Genomic DNA, 22,044 nt, shown 5'->3' with positions numbered 1-22,044 from the left:
GTCATGCGCATCACCACCAACATGATCTACGACCGGAATATCTATTCCCTCAACAGTGCCAACGAGCGGTTGAATACTGCCTATCAACAACTGCAAACCGGCAATAAATTTCAGACAGCCGGAGAAGATCCCGCAGGGATGAGTCAGAAGATGGCACTGACCAAGGAGATTGACCTGTTCAAGCAGTACAGTGTCAATGGCAGCTTGCTGGAAAACAGCCTGGGGCATGAAGAGACAGTATTGGATTCTCTTAATACGGCGATGCTCAGTGCCCAGACCCTGATCCAGAAGTCAAATAATGGCGCTATCAGCATGGATGATCGCAAGGCCATCGCCAGCGAGCTTGAAGGGTTGCAGCAGCAGATGTTCGACCTGATGAATAGCAAAAACTCATCGGGTGAATTTATATTTGGTGGCAATCAGAGCAAGACCCAGCCATATATAAAAGACGTCAACGGAAAATATATTTATCAGGGTGATCCAGGTCAGCGAAATATTCAGGTCTCACCCACAGTACAAATCGCTGCCAATGATTCCGGGCAGGATCTGTTTGAAATCGTGGCGACCAGAAGAACCGCCAGTGCAACCACAGCAAATATCAATGTCGGGATAGGCGATCAGGGTAACTTTGATAATTTCTATAAGTCCAATTATAACTCGGCACTGCCCAACAACACTTATACCGTATCAACCACCATAGGCCCGCCAGATACCTATGATATCAAGGATGCCGGTGGCAATACGTTGCAAACGGGTAACTACACTGCTGGCACCAAGATCCCTTTCAATGGGTTGGAGTTGACCCTTGATTTGCCTGCAGGTGGTGCGGCTCAGCAGTTTGATCTTAATCCACCGAAGAATGACAACATATTGAATGGTATGTCGGACTTTATTACGGCTCTGCGAGATCCGGCTATTTCTGCCGAGACCTTCGAGCAGAAAATAGCCGATGCCACCGTTCATATGAAAAATGCCCGCCTGAATATCGATCATGGGTTGGGTGAGTTGGGCGGCCGGATGAATAGTCTGGAACAGGCTATGGGCTCCAATGAGGGATTGAGTACCCTCAACGCCGAGGCGAGAGCCAAGGTGTCGGAAGCGGATCTCTATGAAGTGATTTCCGCTCTGTCAAAAGAGGATGCGGCATTGAGTGCCTCGCAACTCTCTTTCAGCAAAATAAGCCGTCTGACGCTATTTGACTATATTCGCTAATTAAAGAAGGGCCCCTTTGGGGCCTTTGCTTTTGTCCAGACTATGGAAATTGGTTCCGTGTCATCTCCTGCCAATTGTAACAAGCTGTTGCCGTTGCCCATTTAATGGGAGCTGCGGGGTTGACCTCCCAGCGGGATTGGATAATCATGCCGCCCGCACAACAGAGGGTTGTGCGAATTATTTGCAGCATCTCGTTAGGCGAGGCTCCTGTATAAACACAGGCCACTGATCTCACGACGTCCAGAGACGCCCAAGATCAGGACAGTTTTCATCGGATTAAGGTGTAAACCCAAGTGGCTTCCGGCATGCCGGATACGTTATACAGTGCTAAAGCTGGTACGTGGGGATGATGACACGCCGAACGGCGTCATTTCCTGCCTATTACTCGTCAATCAAATTGCTGTTTTCTTGTCGTTGCATCCGGCTATTTTCGGAGGCATTCAGGCTCGCCTGAAATCACATGAGGATATCTGTGATGAAGAAAACACATACCATTCTTAACCGTCACCAACTGCTCGATCTGGCCGCCCTGCAGGGTTGGCTGGAACATAATCTGGATCCGGTTCAGCGCGCCGATCAACTGCTGACCCTGCGTCCGGAAGAGCTCAACTGCATCTTTGATACCCTGCCAATTCCGCAAGGTGCCGAACTGCTCGGCTCACTCTCGGCCGAGAGTGCCGGGCGCCTGTTGCAGCGGCTCCATGGCAGCATCGTCAGCGTGTTGCAGGAGGCCATTCCCCGCCGCGAGATGGTCGCCATCCTGCGCAAACTGGGTCGTCAGGATCGAACCATGTTGCTGGCTCGCTTCCCGACCCAGGCGCAGGCCATGTATTACTCCCTGCTGGATTGGCCCACCGAGTCGGTGGGTGCCAACATGCGCCACGAATATCTGGCGGTGCGGGAGGAGGACACGGTCGGTCACGCCAAACAGCTGATCCACGATGCCTGGGACAATGCCCAGCTGTTTCGCCATATTTATGTGGTCAACGGGGATGGTCGTCTGCAAGGAAGCCTCTCCCTCAAGACCTTGCTGATCGCCGACCCGCTGGCCAGTGTCGCGACCCTGATGGATCGGGAGACGGTGCGGATCAACGCCCGAGCCGATCAGGAGCTGGCAGCGCGCCTGCTCATCGACCGCGACCTGTCGGTATTGCCTGTCGAGGATCAGGGGCGACTGGTCGGTATTTTCCACGTCGATGATGCTGCGGATATTCTGGAGCTCGAATCCACCGAGGATGCCGAGATGCAGGGTGGCTCCTCGCCACTCGATACTCCCTATCTGCAGGCGACTCCCTGGCAGCTGTGGCGCAAACGGGTGGGCTGGCTGCTCATCCTGTTTGTGGCGGAAGCCTACACCGGCACCGTGCTGCGGGCATTCGAGGAGCAGCTGGAAGCGGCTATCGCGCTGGCCTTCTTTATTCCGCTCCTGATCGGTACTGGCGGTAACAGCGGCACCCAGATCACCACCACCATAGTACGTGCCATGGCGGTCGGGGAGGTGAGTCTGCGCAATCTCGGCACAGTGCTGAAAAAGGAGCTCTCCACCGGTCTGCTCATCTCGGGTGCCATTGCCATGGCGGCCTGGGTACGGGCATGGAGTCTCGGCGTCGGTCCCCAGATTGGCATGGTGGTGACCTTTACCATCATCGCCATCGTGCTCTGGAGTGCTACGGTCGCATCCATTATTCCCATGGTGCTGCGTCGTTTCCGCATCGATCCGGCGGTGGTCTCTGCGCCATTCATCGCGACACTGGTGGATGGCACCGGCCTTATCATCTACTTCGAGATGGCCAAGTGGTTGCTGCCCGAGTTGCAGTAACGGGTAGATTGATATGAAAAAGGCAGCCATTGGGCTGCCTTTTGCATTTATCTTTCCGGTTTAGCCGAGCTGGAACAACAGTGGCCAGCCCTGCTCCTGACAGTAGCGGTGCTCCTTCTCCAGATTTTGCATCAGGAGACGGTTCTCCTCGCACCAGTCGATCGGCAGGGTCACGACCAGCTGATCCCCTTGCACTGCGACTTTCCACTCAGGCAGCAGGTTGTCCTGCCGCTTGTGGTGAGCGGCGACTGCGAGGCGCAGGATTCGGATGCAGCGCAGCACCGTCTGCATGTCGTGGTTGGGTAGGGGCGGCAGCTCGGAGAGCTTGAGCCCCTTGCGCTGAAAGCGTACCAGCGCAGCCAGCAGCGCCTGATCGTCCTGGTTGAAGCCGGGCAGGTCGGTGTGTTGCAGGATATAGGCGGAGTGGCGATGAATGCCGCTGTAGTTGATGGCAAGGCCAATTTCGTGAAGCCGGGCCGCCCAGCCGAGGATGGCTCGATAGGGCTCTACTTCCATCTGCCAGGGCTCTTGCAGGGCATCGAACAGCGTCAGCACGCTCTGCTCCACCCGGGCGGCTTGTTTGCGGTCCATCCGGTAGTGGGTACCGAGCGCCTGTGCGGTGCGTTCGCGAATATCGTGGTGCTGCAAGCGCTCCTCGAACTCATACAGCAATCCTTCGCGCAGCGCACCATCGGAGTAGTCGAGCCGCTGGATGGGCAGCGAAGTAAACAGCCCGAGCAGGATGGCGACCGCAGCGGCAAACACCTCCTGACGCTCCTCGGTAAGCCCGACCAGTTTGAGGTTATCGACTCGCTTGCGCTCAATCATCAGCGCCTTGAGCCGCTCCAGCCCCTCCAGCGTAATACTGCCATCGGTCAGCCCCTCACCTTGCAGCACGTCGCGCACGGTACGAATGGAGCCTGAGCTGCCAAGGCAGCTCTGCCAGCCCAGCTTGCGGTACTGGTTGACGATGGGGGCGAGCTGGTGCTGCGCCTCCAGCACGGCATTGGTGAAGTGCTTGTCGCTCAGCTTGCCGCTGGCAAAGAAGCTCTGGGTAAAGCTGACGCAGCCCATCTTGCGACTGGTAAGGGCCTTGTGTTCAAACCCTTCACCGATGATGAGCTCCGTGCTGCCGCCACCGATATCGATCACCAGTACCTGGCCCTCGATATGCTGGGTATGGGCAACCCCCTGATAGATGAGCCGTGCTTCTTCCTGCCCGCTGATGATCTCGATGGGGTGGTTGAGCACCTTGGCTGCTTCACTCACAAATTCGCGCGCGTTGCTGGCCCGGCGCAATGTGTAGGTACCTGCGATGCGGATCTGGTCCGGTTTGATATTGGTGAGGCGCTCAGCAAACAGCGAGAGGCAGGCGAGGCCGCGTTCCATCGCCTCCGGGCTCATCCGCTTCTGCTCATCCATCCCTTCCGCCAGACGCACCCGCTCTTTGATGCGATCGACGATGCGAAAACGCCCTTCGCTCAGATGGGCGATCACCATATGAAAACTGTTGGAGCCGAGATCCACGGCGGCATAGAGACTATTGTCCATTGTTTGACTCGATACGTTTGAGATAGTCGTAAATCGCCACCTGAGAGCGGATCTTGCGGCGGTTGCCCCGCTTCACATACTCGTTCTGCTGGTCGGCATCAATGACCCGCGCCTTGCAGGTATCACTCAGTTGTAGTTCGAGAATGTCCATGATGCGCTGCTTGAGGCGCTCGTCATAAATGGGGGTGCCCACCTCAATACGGCCGTCGATATTGCGGCTCATCCAGTCGGCGCTGGAGATATAGAGCTGGGGGTTGCCCTTGTTGTGGAACACCATCACCCGAGGGTGCTCGAGGAAGCGGTCGATGATGCTGATCACCTTGATGTTGTCACTGAGACCTGGCACACCCGGGCGCAGGGCGCACATGCCACGGATGATCATCTGGATCGGTACTCCCGCCTGCCCGGCGGCATAGAGGCGGTTGATGAGATCCTTGTCCACCAGATTGTTGATCTTGAGGATGATACCGCTCGGCTGGCCCGCCTTGGCGTTGGAGAGCTCGTTGTCGATGAGGCGATAGAGCTGACGGCGGCTGTTGATGGGGGAGACCAGCAGGTGGTTGAATTTGTAACGCTTATAGGGGTACTCGATGTATTCAAATACCCCTTCCACTTCGGCGGTGATATCCGGATTGCGGGTCAGCAGCGAGAAGTCGGTGTAGATCTTGGCGGTCTTCTCGTTGAAGTTCCCGGTGCCGATATGGGCGTAGCGCACCGCCTCGCCATTTTCGTGGCGGGTGATGAGGCAGAGCTTGGAGTGGATCTTGAGGCTCGGTACCCCGAACACCACCTTGACCCCGGCATCGGTAAGGATGTTGGCCCAGTCGATGTTGGCCGCCTCGTCGAAACGGGCGCGCAGCTCGACCACCACGGTCACCTTCTTGCCGTTGTTGGCGGCATCAATGAGGGAGTGGATGATCCGCGACTTCTTGGCCACCCGATAAATGTTGATGCGAATGGCGCTGACCGCCGGGTCGAACGCCGCCTGGCGCACCAGCTCGGTGAAGTGGTGGAACTTGTGATACGGGTAGTAGAGCAGGATATCCTGCTTGGTAATCGCATCGAAGGCGTTGACGAAGCCGTCAAAATCGCGGCAATCGAGGGCCGGCAGCTTGGGGTTTTCCAGATAGTCACGGCCCACGTTGGGGAAGCCGATGAAATCCTTGAAGTTGTGATAGCGTCCACCCGGCATGATGGCGTCGTAGGAGCTGATCTGCAGCTTGAGCTTGAGGAAGCTTATCATGGCGGCGGGCATCTCCCGCTCGTAGACGAAGCGCACCGGCATGGCGGTGAGGCGCTGCTTCAAGCCGTCACTCATCTTGTCCACCAGGCTCAAGTCCAGCTGGTCGGAGAGATCATATTCGGCATCCCGGGTCAGCTTCACCGCATAAGCGGCAATCTCGTCGTAGTCGAAGAAGCCTTTGAAGATCTCGTCGAGGCAGAAGCGGATGACGTTATCAAGAATGATGATCTGCTTCTTGCGGCGGGTCCCTTCCGGCGGCAGCTGGAAGAAGCGGGGCAGGTCGTCGGTCGGCACTTCCACCAGAGCGTACTGGATCACCTGACCGTTCTTCTTCATCTCGATGGCCAGATAGGTGTACTCATCCTTGAGGAATTTGACCGGATTAACCTCTTTGTTGAGCAGGATCGGGATGATGTGGCGCAGCACCTTCTCCTTGAAGAAGACCCGCAGCCACTTCTGAATGGCATCTGAGAGCTGGTTCTCGTTGACCAGAAAGATGTTGTGGCGGGCCAGCGCAATCAACAGCTCTTTATAGGTGTTGTCGAACGCTTCACCGAGCGCCATCACTTTTTGCTGGATGGCGCGCAGCAGCACTTTCGCTTCATCGTCGCCACCATGTACTTCATTGATGAGGATGCGACGCTTGACGTCCGATACCCGTACCTTGAAGAACTCATCCTGGTTGGAGGAGAAGATCCCCAGAAAACGAACCCGCTCGATAAGGGGCACCGTCTTGTCCATTGCCTCTTGCAACACCCGTTCATTGAATGAGAGCCAGCTCAGCTCTTTCTCTTCATACTGCTTGTCGGTGCTCATCTTGTGCCTCTGTTTCAGGTCGCGTCTGCGCGGCAGTTATGGCGTTAATATATGACAAATAAATGACAGTATTGTTACTGCTCGCTGAACGCTTCGTCGATGTCGACCACCAGATCGTCGGAGAGGGATTCCAGCGCGGTGATAAGCGTATCCATCGCGAGCCCGTCGGGCAGGGCAACCAGCGCATGGGCATAGAAGAGCGGGGCGCCGGAGTGGGGAGCCGGTTCACAGCCAGTGGTGAGATCGGCCACGTTGATCTCGAGCTGGCGCAGGATGCTGGCTACTTCATGGACGATACCGGGGCGGTCGTTGCCGGTCACCGTCATCATGACTTGATGGGCTGGCTCGGTGGTAGGTGTCCCTTCGGCAAAGCTGATGGTCAGATCCGGTAGAAGGGCTAGTGCTTCGCACAGGCTGCGATAGTGCTCATCGGGGACAGAGACATGGAGGATACCGGCAAACTGGCCCGCCAGTTCGCTCATGGCGCTGCCCAGCCAGTTACCCTGCTCGCGGCTGATGACTGCTGCCAGACTCTCGACAATCCCGGGTTTGTCTGCACCGATCACGGTGACCACCAATTGCTTTTGCATCCTGCTCTCCTTGAAATGGGATTTTGTGCTCTATCCCTATTGTGCCTGCTGGGGCTGGTCATATGAACCCCCGCCTGCTGACAAATAGATAAAAAGACGGGACTTTTCACTTTCTATACACGGGTCTGCTGCCTTGCTCCGTGGCGGCTGTGGTAAAGTGATTCCCCTTTCGTGTCGTGAACTGGATCGTGCTCTCATGAATACCCTTGTCCTATCGGGATTGTTGTTGCTGGCGCTGCTTGTGCTGGCGATCTTCTGGAGCAGAGGCAGACAGCAAAAGCGCCTGCCCTATGATATGCAGGAGACCCTGTTCAGTCCCGCCGAGCGATCCTTCCTCGGGGTGCTGGATCTGGCGGTGGGTGACAAGGCCCGGGTCTTTGCCAAGGTGCGGGTGGCCGATGTGCTGACGCCGCAGGCCGGGATCGGCAAAAGCAAATGGCAGCAGTACTTCAACAAGATCAGCGCCAAGCATTTCGACTATCTGCTTTGCCACCCCGCTGATCTCTCCTTTATCTGTGCCATCGAACTCGATGACAGCTCCCACCGTCACCAGAAGCGCAAGGCGCGGGATCTCTTTCTGAAAACCGCCTGCGACAGCGCCGGACTGCCGTTGCTGCAGATCCCGGCAAGTGCCAGCTATCTGGTGGAAGAGCTGCGCGAACAGATCCTGCCGCTGCTGGTCAAAACCAGCGAACCCTTGATCGACGATCTGCTGCACGGGGCGCGCCGCGAGCCGACGTTCAACCCTCTGCTGCTGGACGGCGTGGATGTCAGTGCCGGAATGCGTGGCCGCACTCCCCATGCCGAGGCGATCTCGCCCGCGCCATTTCACGAGCCCGCCATTAAGGCCAAGGGGATGGTGGAGGCGCCACAGAGTGAGGGGGAGCTGGTCGATGGCTTGTTCGCCGATGTAGAGGATGATGAAGAGCATGAAGTGCACCACTGCCCTCGTTGTGATGCGCCGCTGGTGGAGCGGGAGGCGAAAAAAGGCCCCCACGCCGGTCGACTCTTTCTGGCTTGCAGCCGTTTCCCCGAGTGTCGTTACGCGGCGCCGCACCACCATAATCGCCACTGAATGCGCTTCACCGTGTCCCATGCTGCCCTCTGACGAGGGCAGTTTTCTTTCCGCTATTGGCGGCGTTTGTTAACGGCGCCAATGCAGAAAATTCCTCGGCAAAATTTATCTAATCTCCCGTTTCTGTCGATACACTTAGCCTGAATACGACAATTTTTGACAATGCGTCGGAATTTTGGCACTTTGTGTGCCAGCAAAAAGACAGTCGGTAGCTGTTTTATCATTAAATAAAACAATAAGTTAGTTCAGGACATCGCGAGGAATGGATATGGTGGAGATGGGGGTGTTGATTGTTGATGCCGATGCGCAGCGGCGCCAACAGTTGGGAACCGTGCTCTCGTTTATGGGGATCCCGTGGCAGGAGGTGGCACAAAGCGATCTGGATGTAGCCATCGAATCCTCCGGTCCGCTGCAAGGGGTGCTGGTGGGTGAGCTGACCGACCGTCCCTTGTCAGAGCTGCTGGCCGCCTTCCCCCGTACCCCCTTCCTCTCGCTGGTTGAGGCCGATCTGCCCAACAGCAACTTTATCGGGGTCGCGATCTCGCCCTTTACCTATGAATCCCTTACTCGTCATCTGCACTTCTGTCAGGCCTTTGTATCCTTGCATCCCCGTCAGCAGACCCATGACAAGGGGCAGGCCCTGCTGCGTTTGCTGGTGGGCAAAGGGAAGGGGATCCAGGAGGTACGCCGCCTCATCAGCCAGGTGGCCGAGACCGATGCCAACGTGCTGATCCTCGGCGAGTCCGGCACTGGTAAAGAGGTGGTGGCGCGCGCTATCCATGAACTCTCTTCCCGCAGCAGTGGCCCCTTCGTGCCCATCAACTGCGGCGCTATTCCGGCCGAATTGCTGGAGAGCGAACTGTTTGGCCACGAGAAGGGGGCGTTTACCGGTGCCATCGCGGCTCGTCGCGGTCGCTTCGAGCTGGCGCAGGGGGGCACCCTGTTCCTCGACGAGATCGGCGATATGCCGATGCCGATGCAGGTCAAACTGCTGCGGGTGCTGCAGGAGCGGTTGTTCGACCGGGTCGGTGGCGGCAAGCCCATTCAGGCCGATGTGCGCATCATCGCGGCGACCCACCGGGATCTGGAGGCGATGATCCGCACTCAGGGTTTTCGTGAAGATCTCTACTACCGCCTCAACGTCTTCCCCATTGAGACGCCGCCGCTGCGGGATCGCATCGATGACATCCCGCTGCTGCTGCAGGAGCTGCTCAACCGCCATGCCGAGCAGCACCATGGCTTTATCCGGTTGACCCAGCGGGCGCTGGAGTCACTGATGCAGTACCCCTGGCCCGGCAACGTGCGCGAGCTATCCAATCTGCTGGAGCGACTGTTGATCCTCTACCCACACCAGATTGTCGATGTGGCCGATCTGCCGAGCCGTTATCGCCTGCTGCCGAGTGAGCCGCGGGATGAGCGGCTGACCGAGATGGATGAACGGGATGCGTTGGCGGCGGTGTTTCAGGATCCGCCCGAGCTGGATCACTCCCTCGCCTCGGCTCGTACCATGCAGTTGCCGGAGGAGGGGGTCAACCTCAAAGAGATGCTGGCCGACCTCGAAGTCGAGCTGATCCGTCAGGCGCTGGAGTCTCAGGACGGGGTGGTGGCCCGCGCCGCCGATCTGCTCGGCATGCGCCGTACCACCCTGGTGGAGAAGATGAAAAAGTACGGGATGAGCAAGGACGTCTGAGGGTCAAAGCCTTGACGCTAATGCGCAATTCATTGTTTTACTTCATGTAATTTAGTGGCATGGAAATTGAATGACCTGACCCAATAGCCAGTTTGAGGTCAGGTTTATGACAATCCAGCAGCAGGACATGCCACTCCAGTCCCACGAAGTGAGCCAGCTCTATGCCATCTTCAAGGCGCTCCCCACCGGGGTGTTGCTGCTTGACGGGGCAGGGGTGGTCACCCGCGCGAATCCGGCGGCCATCTCCCTGCTGGGGGAGCCGCTGGAAGGGGAGCTCTGGCGCCACATCATTGCCCGCTGCTTCGAGCCGCGCGAGGATGATGGCCACGAGATCTCCCTGCGTGACGGGCGCCGGGTGCAGCTATCGACCCAACCGCTGCCGGATCAGCCCGGCCAGCTGGTTTTTATCAATGACCTGACCGAAACCCGTAAACTGCAAGACCGCATAAACCACATGAAGCGGCTGTCGGCGCTGGGCAATATGGCGGCCTCGCTCGCCCACCAGATCCGCACGCCGCTCTCCGCTGCCATGCTTTATGCCGCAAACCTGGCCAACCGCACCCTCAAACCGGAATCCCGCACTCAGTTTCAGCAAAAGCTGATGGCCCGTTTGCAGGATCTGGAGAAGCAGATCAACGACATCTTGCTGTTTGCCCGCAATGGCGACAATCAGGTGGTCACCCCCATCTCGGTACAAGGGCTGCTGGCCGAAGTGCAGGCCGGTGCCGAGGCCTTTTGCCAGCAGCAGGGCTGCGAGCTGCACATGGAGGCGCCGGAGCCCGATCTCTGTCTGCTGGCCAACAGCAGTGCGCTGGCGGGGGCCATCAACAACCTGATTGCCAATGCCCAGCAGGCAGGGGCTACGTCACTCTTGGTCAGCGCGGTGCGCAGCGGTGCCCGGGTGGAGATGCGGGTCATCGATAATGGCAAGGGGATCCCTTCCCATCAGCTCGGTCAGGTATTCGAACCCTTCTTTACCACTCGCTCCCAAGGCACTGGTCTCGGACTGGCGGTGGTGCAATCTGTAGTGCGTGCCCATCAGGGGGAGGTCGGTGTGGCCTCGGTTCCCGGTGAAGGCACCTGCTTTACTCTGTCGTTCCCCCTGCACCAGCAAACGGTGCAGCTTGGAGGTGTAGCATGACACAGGCCAGGATCCTGGTAGTTGAAGATGACAATGGCCTGCGCGAAGCGCTGGTGGATACCTTGTTGCTCGGCGGTTATGAGTGCCGTGAAGCGGACAGCGGCGAGCGGGCTCTGCTGGCCCTCTCCCGTCAGCCGTTTGACATGGTGATCTCCGATATCCAGATGGGGGGGATGGACGGCCTCACCCTGCTGGCCACCATTCGCCAGCAATATCCGCAGATACCTGTGCTGCTGATGACCGCCTACGCCAATATCGATGGCGCAGTGCGCGCCATGCGTGAAGGGGCCATCGACTATCTGGCCAAGCCGTTCTCGCCGGAGGTGCTGCTTAATCAGGTCAGCCGCTATGTGCCCGCCCAGAAGGTGGAGAAGCGCGCCGTGGTTTACGGGGATCCCAAAACTGCCGAGCTGTTCCAGTTGGCGACCCGGGTGGCCAGAAGCGAAGCGACCGTGATGGTGAGCGGCCCGAGCGGGACGGGTAAAGAGGTGCTGGCCCGTTACATTCACGACAACTCCAGCCGCGCCGAGCAGCCCTTCGTCGCCATCAACTGCGCCGCCATTCCAGAAAACATGCTGGAGGCGACCCTGTTTGGCTATGAGAAGGGAGCTTTTACCGGCGCGGTGCAGGGGTGCCCGGGCAAGTTCGAACAGGCGCAGGGGGGGACCCTGCTGCTCGACGAGATCACCGAGATGGATCAGGGGTTGCAAGCCAAATTGCTGCGGGTACTGCAGGAGAAAGAGGTGGAGCGGCTCGGCAGTCGCAAGATGATCCCGTTGGATGTGCGGGTCATCGCCACCAGCAATCGGGATTTGAAAAAAGCGGTGCAGGATGGCCTGTTCCGCGAAGATCTCTACTATCGCCTCAACGTCTTCCCGCTGCGCTGGTCTGCCCTCTGTGAGCGGCCCGGCGACATTCTGCCGCTGGCGGAGCACCTGCTGGCCCTCCATGCCAGTCAGCAGGGGCTGCCGACACCACAGTTGACGGATGCCTCGCGGGAACGGCTGCTGGCTCACCCCTGGCCCGGCAACGTGCGGGAGCTGGACAACGTGGTACAGCGGGCCCTGATCCTCAGCCCCGACGGGGTCATTGATTGTGACCACCTCATTCTGGAAGAGCTGGACGAGCAGGAGATGGAGTTTGTCAGCGTGGAGCGCAGCTATGGTGGCGATCGCCTCGGCAGCGAGCTCAAGCAGCAGGAGCACCAGATCATCCTCGACACCCTGCAAGATTGTAACGGCAGCCGCAAGGCGGTGGCCGACCGACTCGGCATCAGCCCGCGCACCCTGCGCTACAAGCTGGCCCAGATGCGGGAGGCGGGGATCGATCTGCCAGCCTGAGGCCGGGAGGGAAACCGCACTGTGTGGGGGCTGTCATGGTCTTGACGGCCCGGCTCGATTATCATGGGGCCCTTGGCGCTTTGAGCCTGGGCCCTGTTTTTATTGGTAAAGCAGGGGACCGAGCCTTAATAAGGGACCCCTATGATCTCTCATCGAAAACTCGAAACCGTACTGAATCATCTGCTCGAACCGCACGCCATCAAGGATTATTGCCCCAACGGCTTGCAAGTGGAGGGGCGTGAGCGCATTCGCAAGGTAGTGACCGGTGTCACCGCCAGTCAGGCGCTCATTGACGCGGCGGTGGCTGCCGAGGCCGATGCCATTCTGGTCCATCACGGCTACTTCTGGAGCGGTGAACCGGCCCAGATCACCGGCATGAAGCAGCGTCGGCTCAAGACCCTGCTGACCCACGATATCAACCTGTTTGCCTACCATTTGCCGCTGGATGTCCATCCCGAGGTGGGTAACAACGCCCAGCTAGCCAAGCTGCTCGACATCAAGGTACGCCGCGGCCTGGAGCCGTGGAACAGCAAGAGCGTCGCCATGGTGGGCAAGCTGGAAGAGCCGATGAGCGGCGCCGACTTTGCCAAACTGATTGCCGAGCGCCTTGGCCGCGAACCACTCTATTGTGGCGACAGCGGCCCCGAGCTTATCCGTTCCGTGGCCTGGTGCACCGGTGGCGGTCAGAGCTACATCAATCTGGCGGCGGAGCAGGGCATCGATGCCTTTATCTCCGGTGAAGCCTCCGAGCAGACCATTCACACCGCTCGCGAGATGGGGATGCACTTCTACGCCGCTGGCCATCACGCTACCGAGCGTTACGGCGTCAAGGCGCTGGGGGAGTGGCTGGCGACCGTGCACGGGCTGGATGTGACCTTTATCGATATCGACAATCCGGTGTAGGGTCGCTTGGCCGAGTAATCCGACCTAACCGCTGCCATCGTGCGGTAGGTAGAAATGACAAGGGAGGCCTAAGCCTCCCTTGTTGTATCTGACATGCAGTTGTTAGCTGTTACTCGCAGGCGTAACCAGCGGGGCCCAGCAGGGCGCCATCCAGTTGCACGGCGCCATCTACCATCTGCAGCCTGCCTTCGCAGAACCAGCGTACCACCAGCGGGTAGATGCTGTGCTCCTGCGCCTGTACTCGTGCCGCTACCTCGTCCGCCGTGTCCCCTTCAAAGATGGGCACGCGGGCCTGCAGGATCACCGGGCCCCCGTCCAGCTCTTCGGTGACAAAGTGGACGCTGGCGCCGTGTTCACTGTCACCGGCATCTATGGCGCGCTGGTGGGTGTGCAGGCCCTGATACTTGGGCAGCAGGGAGGGGTGGATATTGATCATCCTGCCGGCGAAATGTCGCACCAGATCGCCGCTCAATATCCGCATAAACCCGGCCAGCACCACCAGATCCGGCTGATAGTCTGCCATCAGCGCCAGCAGGGCGGTGTCATACTCCTCCCGGCTGGCAAACTGCTGCTGGGCCAGAATGGAGGTCGCCACGCCAGCTTCTTTGGCGCGAACCAGACCATAGGCATCGGCCTTGTTGCTTATAACGCCGACCACTTCACCGGCAATCTTGCCGCTGGCGCAGTGGTCGAGGATCGCCTGCAGGTTGCTGCCGCTGCCAGAGATTAGGACGAGGATCCGCATCATTTGATGACGACCTGCTCCTCACCATCTGCTGCCTTGGCGATATGACCGATGTGCCATGCATTTTCACCTTCCGCCTTGAGCAGGGTCAGCGCCTTCTCCAGCTGGTTGGCGGGCAGGGCGATGATCATGCCGACACCGCAGTTGAAGGTGCGATACATCTCGTGACGGGTGACGTTGCCAGCCTGCTGCAGCCAGCTGAACACCGCCGGCCACTGCCAGCTCTGCTCGTCGATCACCGCTTGAGTGTTGGCAGGCAATACGCGGGGGATGTTCTCCCAGAAGCCACCGCCGGTGATATGGGAGAGGGCGTGGATCTCGCACTCCTTGATGAGCTTGAGCACAGGTTTCACATAGATGCGGGTCGGCTCCAGCAGCGCGTTGGCCAGGGTGGTGTCACCCAGCGGCTGATGCACGTCGGCTTTGGAGACTTCCAGAATTTTACGGATCAGGGAGAAGCCGTTGGAGTGAGGGCCGCTGGCGGCCAGGGCGATCAGGGCATCCCCTTCACCGACCTTGCTGCCGTCGATGATTTCGCTCTTTTCCACCACACCGACGCAAAAACCGGCGATGTCGTAGTCTTCCCCTTCATACATACCCGGCATCTCGGCGGTCTCGCCGCCCACCAGGGCACAGCCTGACTGCTCGCAACCGGCACCGATCCCGGTGACCACCGCGGCCGCGGTGTCCACGTCCAGCTTGCCGGTCGCATAGTAGTCGAGGAAGAACAGCGGCTCGGCGCCCTGTACGATCAGGTCATTGACGCACATGGCCACCAGATCGATGCCCACGGTGTCGTGCTTCTTCAGGTCGATGGCCAGCCGCAGCTTGGTGCCCACACCATCGGTACCGGAGACCAGTACCGGCTCCTTGTAGCCCGCAGGGATTTGACACAAGGCCCCAAAGCCGCCAAGACCACCAAGGACTTCAGGACGACGAGTGCGCTTTGACACGCCCTTGATACGTTCAACCAGTGCATTGCCGGCATCGATATCTACGCCAGCATCCTTGTAGCTCAGTGAGGTTTTGTCAGTCACGAGTATTCCCCGTCATGTAAAGAAGTGGAGGGTAAAATTCGGGGCGTATTCTAACAGTGGCGGTGAAAAACCAGAAAGGAAATCGTTTGCGCGTTTTTGCGCGGAAATGCTCTACAAGCGGGGGCTTTTGTTGTATGATTCCGCGATTTTTTTTGCGGCAGGTTAGAGGAGATAATAATGAAAGTCGTTGAAGTCAAACACCCCCTGGTCAAACACAAGATCGGTCTGATGCGTGAAGGCGATATCAGCACCAAGCGTTTCCGTGAACTGGCCAAAGAAGTGGGCAGTTTGTTGACCTATGAAGCTACCTCTGACTTCGAAACCGAGAAGGTTATCATCGATGGCTGGAATGGGCCAGTAGAAGTTGACCAGATCAAAGGCAAGAAGGTAACCGTCGTACCTATCCTGCGTGCCGGCCTTGGCATGATGGATGGCGTGCTGGAGCACATGCCGAGTGCCCGCGTCAGCGTAGTCGGTATCTACCGCGATGAAGAGACCCTGCAACCGGTTCCCTATTTCGAGAAGATCGTCAGCAACATCGAAGAGCGTCTGGCGCTGGTCATCGATCCGATGCTGGCCACCGGCGGCTCCATGATCGCCACCATCGATCTGCTGAAGAAGAAAGGCTGCCAATCCATCAAGGTGCTGGTACTGGTTGCCGCGCCGGAAGGGATCAAGGCGCTGGAAGCCGCTCACCCTGACGTAGAACTCTACTGTGCTTCTGTCGACCAGGGGCTGAACGAGAAAGGCTACATCGTGCCGGGTCTGGGCGACGCAGGCGACAAGATCTTCGGTACCAAATAAGTTTATGCCTTGACCTGCTTCCCATGTGGAAGGGGTGATCGGAGCCGGCGCATCGCCGGCTCTGCTGTTTGTGGCCGCTTGTGCCAGCCTTGCCGCAGGACGCGCCTTGCCGCTACCATAAGCACACTCTCCCATTTCGAGACTCTGTTCATGTTCAAACGTGTTGTGACCGCCCTCTGCTGCGGCTTGTCATTCATGGCCTCGGCCGCTCAGGTGACCGACCTCTATCAGGGCAAGGCCCCGACCAGTGGTGACATGGTGGCCGCTCAGGGGCAGGCTCTCGGTCAGGTGCTGATCAAGGTGACCGGCAAGCGCGACATCCTCACCCAGCCGGTGGTGGTCAAGGCGCTGGCGGCGCCGGGCGACTATGTCAAAAGCTATGGCTATCAGGATCAGGACTCCGTCAAGTATCTGAAAGCCGAGTTCAAGAGTGACAAGGTCAACAGCCTGGTCTCCGAGAGCCAGTTTGCCCTGCTTGGCCCGGCGCGTCCCCAAATGGCCATCTGGCTGGTGGTGGATCAGGGTGAGCGTCGCTTGCTGGCGGATCAATCCAGCGATGGTTGGGCGCAAGCCTTGCGCGAGCAGGCCCAGACGCTGGGGCTACCCATCAGCATTCCGCTGATGGATCTCGATGACAACATGGCGGTCAGTGCCACCGACGTCTGGGGACGCTTTGCCGACCCGATTTTGCAGGCAAGCCAGCGCTATGGCGCCGAGATGGTGGTGTTGGGCAAGCTGACACCGGAAGGTGACAAGTGGAGCATCGATTGGGGACTCTACGGCCCCAAAGCAGCCGGTGAAGTGACCGAGCTGACCCGTGGCAATAGCACCGGCACTCAGGCCGAAGTGGCGCAAGGGTTTACCGATACCCTGGCGGCCTGGTTGGTGAAAAACTACGGTGCCCGCATTTCTGGTCCGGCAACCAGCCAGACCCTGGTGGTAGATGGCCTCTCCGAAGTGGACAGCATGATCGCCGTGCAGAAGATGCTGCAGGGGATGGCCAACGTCAGCAAGGTGGCGATCGGCAAGCTGGAGGGGGACCAGGTCACCTTCAACTTTACCCTGCAAGGGGATCAGGCCGAGCTGGTACGGGCGCTGCAACTTGAGAGTCGTTTGCGCAAGGTTGACGATAATGGCAGCGGTTTGCGTTACCAATGGTCGCAGCCCTGATTTTATAAGGCTTTTGTAGACCGCCCGGCTTGTCCGGGCGGTTCTCTATCTGCCTTTGCGATGATACACTTAGCCACAAATGTCACAGTCAAAGCCCAACGAGTGAAGCAACCGGCACAACTGTCTTTAGCCGTACAACTACCGGATGATGAAACCTTCGTCAGTTTTTATCCCGGCAACAATGCTCATCTGATCACCGCCCTCAAGAATGCGGCCATCGGTCAGGGATCGCCTTTCCTCTATTTCTGGGGAGCCAAGGGATCCGGACGCTCTCATCTGCTCCATGCCACCTGTGCCGAGGTCAATGCCCGCGATGCGGCGGCGGCCTATCTCTCTCTCGATCAGTTTGAACAGCTCGATCCCAGCATGCTCGATGCCCTCGAAAGCCTGCCGCTGGTCTGTCTCGACAGCCTCGAGGCGATCGCCGGCAATGCCGTGTGGGAGCGGGCGCTGTTCGATTTCTACAACCGCTGGCAGGAGAAGGGCGAGGGGACGCTGGTGGTCACCGGCTGCAGCGCACCGCGTAAACTGGGACTGCAACTGCCGGATCTCGCTTCGCGCCTCGACTGGGGTGTCAGTTTCCATCTCGAAGAGCTGGATGATGAAGGCAAGCTCAGTGCCCTGCAGCTGCGCGCCGAGCTGCGGGGCTTCAAATTGCCCATCGATGTGGGCCGCTTCCTGCTCAACCGACTCTCCCGCGATATGCGAACCCTGCTTACCACTCTCAATCAGCTCGACAACGCCTCATTTCGCGCCAAGCGCAAGCTGACCATCCCCTTTGTCAAAGAGATCCTCGAGCTCTGATCCTCTCTGCGGTGTGCGGTTGTGGCCTGACTTTCGTTTGAATTACAGATAAAAAGAAACCCCGGCATCAGGCCGGGGTTTTGCTATTTCAAGGCAGCTCTCTTATTAGTGGAACTGATCTTCTTCGGTGGAGCCGGTCAGGGCTGTGACCGAGGATTGGCCACCCTGAATGACGGTAGTCACCTTGTCGAAGTAACCGGTACCGACCTCCTGCTGGTGCGCCACGAAGGTGTAGCCACGGCTAGCTGCGGCAAATTCCGGCTCCTGCACCATCTCGACGTAGTGCTTCATCCCTTCGCCACGGGCGTACTGGTAGGCCAGTTCGTACATGTGGAACCACATGTTGTGGATACCCGCGAGGGTGATGAACTGGTACTTGTAGCCCATGTCGGAGAGCGCCTGCTGGAAGCGGGCGATGGTGGCATCGTCCAGATTTTTCTTCCAGTTGAAGCTCGGGGAGCAGTTGTAGGCCAGGATGCGATCCGGGAACTTGGCCTTGATTGCTTCGGCAAATTTACGCGCTTCGTCCAGATCCGGCTTGGCGGTTTCACACCACACCATGTCGGCGTAGGGGGCGTAAGCCAGACCGCGAGCGATGGCCTGATCGATACCGGCACGCACTTTGTAGAACCCTTCGGCAGTGCGCTCGCCAGTCAGGAAATCTGCATCGTACGGGTCGGCGTCAGTGGTCAGCAGGTCAGCGGCGTTGGCGTCGGTACGGGCGATCACCAGCGTGGTGGTGCCACACACATCGGCTGCCAGACGGGCGGCAACCAGCTTTTGCACCGCTTCCTGAGTCGGTACCAGCACCTTGCCGCCCATATGGCCGCATTTTTTCACCGATGCCAGCTGATCTTCGAAGTGCACGCCAGCGGCGCCCGCTTCAATCATCCCCTTCATCAGTTCGAAGGCGTTCAGCACGCCACCGAAACCGGCTTCCGCATCGGCCACGATCGGCAGGAAGTAGTCGATAAAGCCCTCATCCTGCGATCCTACCTTGTTGGCCCACTGGATCTGGTCGGCACGGGCGAAGGAGTTGTTGATGCGCTCCACCACGGACGGTACCGAGTTGGCCGGGTAGAGGGATTGATCCGGATACATGGTGGAGGACAAGTTGTTGTCCGCTGCCACCTGCCAGCCGGAGAGGTAGATCGCCTCGATCCCCGCTTTGGCCTGCTGCACCGCCTGACCGCCGGTCAGGGCGCCGAGGCAGTTGACGTAGCCTTTCTTGGCGTCTCCGTGGATCAGGCCCCACAGCTTGTCGGCACCGCGCTGAGCCAGGGTGTGCACCGGCTGCAAGCTGCCGCGCAGGTTCACCACATCTTCGGCGCTGTAGCCGCGTTTGATCCCTTTCCAGCGGGGGTTTTCCGCCCAGTCTTTCTCGATAGCCTGGATCTGTTGCTCACGGGTCAGTGCCATATCAGTTCCCTCTTTCATTGATTTCACGTTTCCATTGACTTGTTATTGGCGAGCCCCGCTGGGGGCCCGTGATTCAGAGCCGCTCGTAACCGGGCAGCGTCAGAAAATCGATCAGGGTGTCGGCGCAGGTGATCTCTTCCATCAGCTCGCTTGCCTCGGCAAAGCGTCCTGCCTGCCAGCGTGCTGTGCCCACCTCGGCTTTGACCACCTTCAGCTCCTCGGCCAGCATCTGGCGGAACAGCGCCTTGGTCACTACCTTGCCATTAGACAGGCTCTTGCCGTGGCGGATCCACTGCCAGATGGAGGTGCGGGAGATCTCGGCGGTGGCGGCATCTTCCATCAGACCGTAGATGGGGACGCAGCCGTTGCCGTTGATCCAAGCCTCCAGATATTGCAGGGCAACCCGGATATTGGTGCGCATCCCCGCCTCGGTGCGCTCGCCCTCACAGGGGGCCAGCAGGTCGGTGGCGGTGATGGGGGCATCTTGCTCGCGCAGTACGCCTATCTGGTTCTTGGCACCCGCCGCAATGGTGGCGTTGAACACCGCCATGGCGGTATCAGCGAGGCCAGGGTGGGCGACCCAGGTACCGTCGTGGCCGTTGTTGGCTTCGCGCTCCTTGTCGGCCTTGACCTTGGCGAAGACCTGCTCGTTGACGGCCGCGTCCTTGGCCGGAATAAAGGCAGCCATACCGCCCATCGCCAGCGCACCGCGCTTGTGACAGGTCTTGATCAGCAGCCGCGAGTAGGCGGAGAGGAACGGCTTGTCCATGGTCACCACCTGACGGTCGGGCAGGACCCGATCCGGATGGTTCTTCAAGGTTTTGATATAGCTGAAGATGTAGTCCCAGCGGCCGCAGTTCAGCGCAACGATGTGATCCTTCATCTGATAGAGCAGCTCATCCATTTCGAATACGGCTGGCAGGGTTTCAATCAGCACGGTGGCCTTAATGGTGCCACGGGGCAGACCGAACTTGTCCTCGGTCCAGGCGAATACTTCGCTCCACCAGCGCCCTTCCAGATGGCTCTGCAACTTGGGCACGTAGAAGTAGGGGCCCGAGCCTTTGGCCAGCAGCGCCTGATAGTTGTGCAGGAAGTAGAGGGCAAAATCGAACAGACCGCCGGGGATGGGCTCGCCATCGAAGGTGACATGTTTTTCCGGCAGGTGCAGACCGCGCACCCGGCAGATGAGGACGGCCGGATCGGCGTTCAGGGTATAAGCCTTTCCTTCCGGACTGGTGTAAGAGATGGTGCCGTTGACCGCATCGCGCAGGTTGATTTGGCCCTCGATCACCTTGTTCCAGGCGGGGGCCAGTGAGTCCTCGAAGTCCGCCATGAACACCTTGACGTTGGCGTTGAGGGCGTTGATCACCATCTTGCGCTCGACCGGGCCGGTGATCTCCACACGGCGGTCTTGCAGGTCGGCGGGAATGCCGCGAATGGTCCAGTCACCTTCACGGATGTGGGCGGTTTCCGGCAGGAAGTCCGGCAGCTCGCCGCCATCGATACGGGCCTGGCGTGCCACACGTTGTTTCAGCAATTCCCCTCTTTGGGGAGCAAAACGTTCCACCAGTTCGGAGACCAGAGCCACCGCGTCCGGCGTCAGAATTTGCGCGTATTCGGGCAGCATCTCGCCCTGGATGCGAAGGCGGGCGCTGCAGTGGGTCTGAGCCGGTGCCGACATAAGGTTCACTCCTTTGAGAATTACATTTTGAACTTACTAACTACGACTAAAGTCGAATCCCTGTTCCTGAAACGTTCCCGCAACAACGGGGTAACACGATTGATAAGGTGCGAAATATTGTTGAGTACGTCAACAGTTTTTTTTAAACACCTGTTTTTTGGATATGATTAAGTTGATGTTTTTTATTGCTTTATTTGGTTGGTGTAAAAGCTCTACACAGATGGTTATGCTCCTGCTTTTTCCCATCGGACAACGGCTAATTTGGGCCGTTACCCTGCCCCTCATTTTGTAACTTATTACGTAATAAAATTACAAATGCAAAAACAAATCCCGACCTAACTCCAGGCTTTGCCAAAACAGCTGTATAAATTGCGTTTGAATGTGGCAATGAATGTTTTGCTATTGCTAGACCCAGTTGGTGAACGTGCGTTTTAAACTTGGTGTGGTGATGCAGGCTCTGTTGGCACCAGCGGTTGCAACGATGGAAAGTGAAGCGCAATAACGTAGGTTTGTATCAATTGTCGGGGGGGATGCTGGAGAGGAAAGGGGGAGACGCATCAGTCAATAATACTGTCATCCTTGATAGAATTAGCAGTTTGTCGTTTTTTGCAGATTTCTCGCCAAGGGTGTGAAACTGAGTGTGTTGAACAGGCGATGCCCCAGTGATTGAGCGGCCATCTGGCCGGGCTCAATAGTCATCATCCGGTTCGGCAAGATCGATCACATCCAGCTGAATGACCTGTTCATTTTCGCTTTCGGTGTGGCAAGGGGTGTCGTGAGGAACGGAATAAAGCGTAATGGCGGGTGCGAAATCGGTGTTCTGGTTCATGCCTGGTCCTGTGTTGCACGCAAGCCGGACAGTGATCCCTTCACTCGTGTTTCCACCTCCCTGTGTTGTCTACCGGCGGAAAGTTGCGCATCTTAATGAGTTCGGCAAAAAGATTCAAGTGGTTCTGAGTGTTTTTTGTTCTTGGTAGGCTGGCGTTGTCAGGAGGATAAATCGG

At 58.3% G+C, this 22,044-nt stretch carries 18 protein-coding genes and 1 riboswitch; of the genes, 10 read left to right on the top strand and 8 right to left on the bottom strand.

Annotated features, from left to right (window positions below):
* Positions 1-3: 3 nt before the first annotated feature.
* Together flgL and mgtE are read left to right on the top strand one after the other, a co-directional pair.
* Positions 4-1,212 (top strand): flagellar hook-associated protein FlgL, encoded by a 1,209-nt coding sequence (gene flgL / locus ACTG19_RS04925; protein WP_201990386.1) that lies wholly within the window; start codon positions 4-6, stop codon positions 1,210-1,212.
* 183 nt (positions 1,213-1,395) lie between these two features.
* A riboswitch (M-box (ykoK) riboswitch) is annotated at positions 1,396-1,565 on the top strand.
* Between the two features lie 122 nt (positions 1,566-1,687).
* Positions 1,688-3,031 carry a magnesium transporter gene (gene mgtE / locus ACTG19_RS04920; RefSeq protein WP_019446139.1) on the top strand — a complete coding sequence of 448 codons (1,344 nt, stop codon included), beginning with the start codon at positions 1,688-1,690 and terminating at the stop codon, positions 3,029-3,031.
* Positions 3,032-3,091: 60 nt separating this feature from the next.
* Here mgtE and ppx read toward each other — a convergent pair whose 3' ends face one another.
* From ppx to ACTG19_RS04905, 3 genes are all read right to left on the bottom strand, one after another.
* Positions 3,092-4,582: an exopolyphosphatase gene (gene ppx / locus ACTG19_RS04915; RefSeq protein ID WP_439988812.1), complete on the bottom strand. Its 1,491-nt coding sequence runs from the start codon at positions 4,580-4,582 to the stop codon at positions 3,092-3,094.
* Positions 4,572-6,641 carry a polyphosphate kinase 1 gene (ppk1, locus tag ACTG19_RS04910; protein WP_005350671.1) on the bottom strand — a complete coding sequence of 690 codons (2,070 nt, stop codon included), beginning with the start codon at positions 6,639-6,641 and terminating at the stop codon, positions 4,572-4,574. Before ppk1 ends, ppx begins: the two co-directional genes overlap by 11 nt.
* A gap of 74 nt (positions 6,642-6,715) precedes the next feature.
* Positions 6,716-7,231 (bottom strand): glycine cleavage system protein R, encoded by a 516-nt coding sequence (locus ACTG19_RS04905; protein ID WP_088869422.1) that lies wholly within the window; start codon positions 7,229-7,231, stop codon positions 6,716-6,718.
* A gap of 196 nt (positions 7,232-7,427) precedes the next feature.
* Here ACTG19_RS04905 and ACTG19_RS04900 point away from each other — a divergent pair, with 196 nt between their 5' ends.
* The 5 genes from ACTG19_RS04900 to ACTG19_RS04880 all read left to right on the top strand — a co-directional run bounded on the left by ACTG19_RS04900 (position 7,428) and on the right by ACTG19_RS04880 (position 13,380).
* Positions 7,428-8,306 carry a DUF2726 domain-containing protein gene (locus ACTG19_RS04900; RefSeq protein ID WP_162628329.1) on the top strand — a complete coding sequence of 293 codons (879 nt, stop codon included), beginning with the start codon at positions 7,428-7,430 and terminating at the stop codon, positions 8,304-8,306.
* Between the two features lie 268 nt (positions 8,307-8,574).
* Positions 8,575-9,996: a sigma-54 dependent transcriptional regulator gene (locus tag ACTG19_RS04895; RefSeq protein ID WP_162628355.1), complete on the top strand. Its 1,422-nt coding sequence runs from the start codon at positions 8,575-8,577 to the stop codon at positions 9,994-9,996.
* A gap of 106 nt (positions 9,997-10,102) precedes the next feature.
* Positions 10,103-11,137: a sensor histidine kinase gene (locus ACTG19_RS04890; RefSeq protein ID WP_118853617.1), complete on the top strand. Its 1,035-nt coding sequence runs from the start codon at positions 10,103-10,105 to the stop codon at positions 11,135-11,137.
* Complete coding sequence (locus ACTG19_RS04885; RefSeq protein WP_043823348.1) at positions 11,134-12,477, top strand: sigma-54-dependent transcriptional regulator; 1,344 nt, start codon at positions 11,134-11,136, stop codon at positions 12,475-12,477. Before ACTG19_RS04890 ends, ACTG19_RS04885 begins: the two co-directional genes overlap by 4 nt.
* Before the next feature lie 141 nt (positions 12,478-12,618).
* Entirely contained in the window at positions 12,619-13,380 is a 762-nt protein-coding gene (locus tag ACTG19_RS04880; protein WP_118853618.1) for a Nif3-like dinuclear metal center hexameric protein, read from the top strand.
* A 109-nt stretch (positions 13,381-13,489) separates the two neighbouring features.
* On the opposite strand, the gene purN is transcribed toward ACTG19_RS04880, so the two are convergent.
* On the bottom strand, positions 13,490-14,128 hold the full coding sequence (gene purN, locus ACTG19_RS04875) for a phosphoribosylglycinamide formyltransferase (RefSeq protein ID WP_113738723.1): 639 nt from the start codon (positions 14,126-14,128) through the stop codon (positions 13,490-13,492).
* Positions 14,125-15,162, bottom strand: a complete 1,038-nt coding sequence (purM, locus tag ACTG19_RS04870; protein ID WP_021231046.1) for a phosphoribosylformylglycinamidine cyclo-ligase — start codon at positions 15,160-15,162, stop codon at positions 14,125-14,127. Before purM ends, purN begins: the two co-directional genes overlap by 4 nt.
* Before the next feature lie 177 nt (positions 15,163-15,339).
* Here purM and upp point away from each other — a divergent pair, with 177 nt between their 5' ends.
* The 3 genes from upp to hda all read left to right on the top strand — a co-directional run bounded on the left by upp (position 15,340) and on the right by hda (position 17,940).
* The gene (gene upp / locus ACTG19_RS04865; protein ID WP_005334115.1) at positions 15,340-15,966 is read left to right on the top strand and encodes a uracil phosphoribosyltransferase; all 627 of its coding nucleotides are present in this window, start codon (positions 15,340-15,342) and stop codon (positions 15,964-15,966) included.
* Positions 15,967-16,116: 150 nt separating this feature from the next.
* Positions 16,117-17,136 carry a DUF2066 domain-containing protein gene (locus ACTG19_RS04860; protein ID WP_113738722.1) on the top strand — a complete coding sequence of 340 codons (1,020 nt, stop codon included), beginning with the start codon at positions 16,117-16,119 and terminating at the stop codon, positions 17,134-17,136.
* Positions 17,137-17,238: 102 nt separating this feature from the next.
* Positions 17,239-17,940 carry a DnaA inactivator Hda gene (gene hda / locus ACTG19_RS04855; protein WP_013723920.1) on the top strand — a complete coding sequence of 234 codons (702 nt, stop codon included), beginning with the start codon at positions 17,239-17,241 and terminating at the stop codon, positions 17,938-17,940.
* Between the two features lie 105 nt (positions 17,941-18,045).
* Here the strand turns inward: hda and aceA are convergent, their stop codons facing one another.
* The 3 genes from aceA to ACTG19_RS04840 all read right to left on the bottom strand — a co-directional run bounded on the left by aceA (position 18,046) and on the right by ACTG19_RS04840 (position 21,869).
* Positions 18,046-19,359: an isocitrate lyase gene (gene aceA, locus ACTG19_RS04850; protein WP_113738721.1), complete on the bottom strand. Its 1,314-nt coding sequence runs from the start codon at positions 19,357-19,359 to the stop codon at positions 18,046-18,048.
* A 73-nt stretch (positions 19,360-19,432) separates the two neighbouring features.
* Positions 19,433-21,040, bottom strand: coding sequence for a malate synthase A (aceB, locus tag ACTG19_RS04845; RefSeq protein ID WP_113738720.1), 1,608 nt, complete (start codon positions 21,038-21,040; stop codon positions 19,433-19,435).
* A gap of 688 nt (positions 21,041-21,728) precedes the next feature.
* The gene (locus ACTG19_RS04840; protein WP_005334106.1) at positions 21,729-21,869 is read right to left on the bottom strand and encodes a hypothetical protein; all 141 of its coding nucleotides are present in this window, start codon (positions 21,867-21,869) and stop codon (positions 21,729-21,731) included.
* Positions 21,870-22,044: the final 175 nt, after the last annotated feature.

Origin of the sequence: Aeromonas sp. 3P (genome assembly GCF_051919745.1) — a bacterium.
Taxonomy (GTDB): domain Bacteria; phylum Pseudomonadota; class Gammaproteobacteria; order Enterobacterales; family Aeromonadaceae; genus Aeromonas; species Aeromonas veronii.
Note: the sequence above shows the minus strand (reverse complement) of the source record. Positions and strands in the feature narration are given on the sequence as shown.

Excerpts from the sequence above, each read along its gene's own strand:
- flgL (WP_201990386.1), top strand. The coding sequence starts at position 4 with ATGCGCATCACCACCAACATGATCTACGACCGGAATATCTATTCCCTC.
- mgtE (WP_019446139.1), top strand. The coding sequence starts at position 1,688 with ATGAAGAAAACACATACCATTCTTAACCGTCACCAACTGCTCGATCTG.
- ppx (WP_439988812.1), bottom strand. The coding sequence starts at position 4,582 with ATGGACAATAGTCTCTATGCCGCCGTGGATCTCGGCTCCAACAGTTTT.
- ppk1 (WP_005350671.1), bottom strand. The coding sequence starts at position 6,641 with ATGAGCACCGACAAGCAGTATGAAGAGAAAGAGCTGAGCTGGCTCTCA.
- ACTG19_RS04905 (WP_088869422.1), bottom strand. The coding sequence starts at position 7,231 with ATGCAAAAGCAATTGGTGGTCACCGTGATCGGTGCAGACAAACCCGGG.
- ACTG19_RS04900 (WP_162628329.1), top strand. The coding sequence starts at position 7,428 with ATGAATACCCTTGTCCTATCGGGATTGTTGTTGCTGGCGCTGCTTGTG.
- ACTG19_RS04895 (WP_162628355.1), top strand. The coding sequence starts at position 8,575 with ATGGTGGAGATGGGGGTGTTGATTGTTGATGCCGATGCGCAGCGGCGC.
- ACTG19_RS04890 (WP_118853617.1), top strand. The coding sequence starts at position 10,103 with ATGACAATCCAGCAGCAGGACATGCCACTCCAGTCCCACGAAGTGAGC.
- ACTG19_RS04885 (WP_043823348.1), top strand. The coding sequence starts at position 11,134 with ATGACACAGGCCAGGATCCTGGTAGTTGAAGATGACAATGGCCTGCGC.
- ACTG19_RS04880 (WP_118853618.1), top strand. The coding sequence starts at position 12,619 with ATGATCTCTCATCGAAAACTCGAAACCGTACTGAATCATCTGCTCGAA.
- purN (WP_113738723.1), bottom strand. The coding sequence starts at position 14,128 with ATGATGCGGATCCTCGTCCTAATCTCTGGCAGCGGCAGCAACCTGCAG.
- upp (WP_005334115.1), top strand. The coding sequence starts at position 15,340 with ATGAAAGTCGTTGAAGTCAAACACCCCCTGGTCAAACACAAGATCGGT.
- ACTG19_RS04860 (WP_113738722.1), top strand. The coding sequence starts at position 16,117 with ATGTTCAAACGTGTTGTGACCGCCCTCTGCTGCGGCTTGTCATTCATG.
- aceA (WP_113738721.1), bottom strand. The coding sequence starts at position 19,359 with ATGGCACTGACCCGTGAGCAACAGATCCAGGCTATCGAGAAAGACTGG.
- aceB (WP_113738720.1), bottom strand. The coding sequence starts at position 21,040 with ATGTCGGCACCGGCTCAGACCCACTGCAGCGCCCGCCTTCGCATCCAG.
- ACTG19_RS04840 (WP_005334106.1), bottom strand. The coding sequence starts at position 21,869 with ATGAACCAGAACACCGATTTCGCACCCGCCATTACGCTTTATTCCGTT.